Origin of the sequence: Halomonas sp. DP5Y7-2 (genome assembly GCF_019802025.1) — a bacterium.
GTDB classification, from domain to species: Bacteria; Pseudomonadota; Gammaproteobacteria; order Pseudomonadales; family Halomonadaceae; genus Halomonas; species Halomonas litopenaei_A.
In genome coordinates this window covers 1-1,421 of record NZ_JAHVHY010000019.1, presented here as the reverse complement: position 1 = coordinate 1,421, position 1,421 = coordinate 1, and the positions used below count along the sequence as shown (strand labels likewise).

Below are 1,421 nucleotides of genomic sequence, written 5' to 3'. Positions count from 1 at the left end.
GACGGCAGCGTGACCTTTACCCCGGCGACGGGTTTTGAAGGCGACGTGCTGATCGACTACACCATCACCGATGCCGACGGGGATACCGCTAACGCGACCCTGACCATCACCGTGGACGCGACCCCGGTGGTAGAGGTGAACCCCGAGTCGCCCAATGCGTCTGGCAATAACGAGGTGGACGAAGCCGGTCTGGACGACGGCGGCAGCCAGGCTGCCACCGACCTGGAGACCACCAGCGGCACCATCGCCATCGATACCGGCTCCGACAGCGTGGGCTCGGTGGTGATCAGTGGCGTGGACGTGACCAATGGCGGCACCGTGCAGGGCACCTACGGCACCCTGGTCGTCAGCGTGGTGAATGGGGACTACAGCTATACCTATACCCTGGACGACAACACCACCGACCATAGCAGCCAGGGCACCGGCAGCGACGGCATTCAGGACGTGTTCAGCCTGGTGGTGACCGACTCCGACGGCGACGTCAGCGATCCCGCAGCCTTGACCATCGATATCAAGGATGACGTGCCTGAGGCCACCGACGACGCGGCCGAGACCGACGAGAACGTGGCGATCACCGTCAACGTGCTGGACGGCAGTGCCGGTGGCCTGGACGTGGCCGGCGCCGATGGTCCGGTGACCCTGACCAATGCCGCGCTGCAGGACCCGAGCCAGGGCAGCGTGACCTTCAATGGTGACGGCAGCGTGACCTTCACCCCGGCGACGGGCTTTGAAGGCGACGTGCTGATCGACTACACCATTACCGATGCCGACGGGGATACCGCTAACGCGACCCTGACCATCACCGTGGACGCGACCCCGGTGGTAGAGGTGAACCCCGAGTCGCCCAATGCGTCTGGCAATAACGAGGTGGACGAAGCGGGTCTGGACGACGGCGGCAGTCAGGCGGGCACCGACCTGGAGACCACCAGCGGCACCATCGCCATCGATACCGGCTCCGACAGCGTGGGCTCGGTGGTGATCAGCGGCGTGGACGTGACCAATGGCGGCACCGTGCAGGGTACCTACGGCGTGCTGACGGTCACCGTCAACAGCGGCGTCTACAGCTACAGCTATACCTTGAGCGACAACACCACCGACCATAGCAGCCAGGGCACTGGCAGCGACGGGATCCAGGACGTGTTCAGCCTGGTGGTGACCGACTCCGACGGCGACGTCAGCGATCCCGCGGCCCTGACCATCGATATCAAGGATGACGTGCCCGAGGCCACCGACGACGCGGCCGAGACCGACGAGAACGTGGCGATCACCGTCAACGTGCTGGACGGCAGTGCCGGTGGCCTGGACGTGGCCGGCGCCGATGGTCCGGTGACCCTGACCAACGCCGCGCTGCAGGACCCGAGCCAGGGCAGCGTGAGCTTCAATGGTGACGGCAGCGTGACCTTTACCCCGGCGACGGGTTT

General features: G+C 65.7%; 1 protein-coding gene. It reads left to right on the top strand.

Going from position 1 to position 1,421, the window contains the following annotated elements:
- Positions 1-1,421 (top strand): Ig-like domain-containing protein (locus KUW18_RS19555; protein WP_222562190.1); only part of this gene is annotated, 1,421 nt, incomplete at both ends.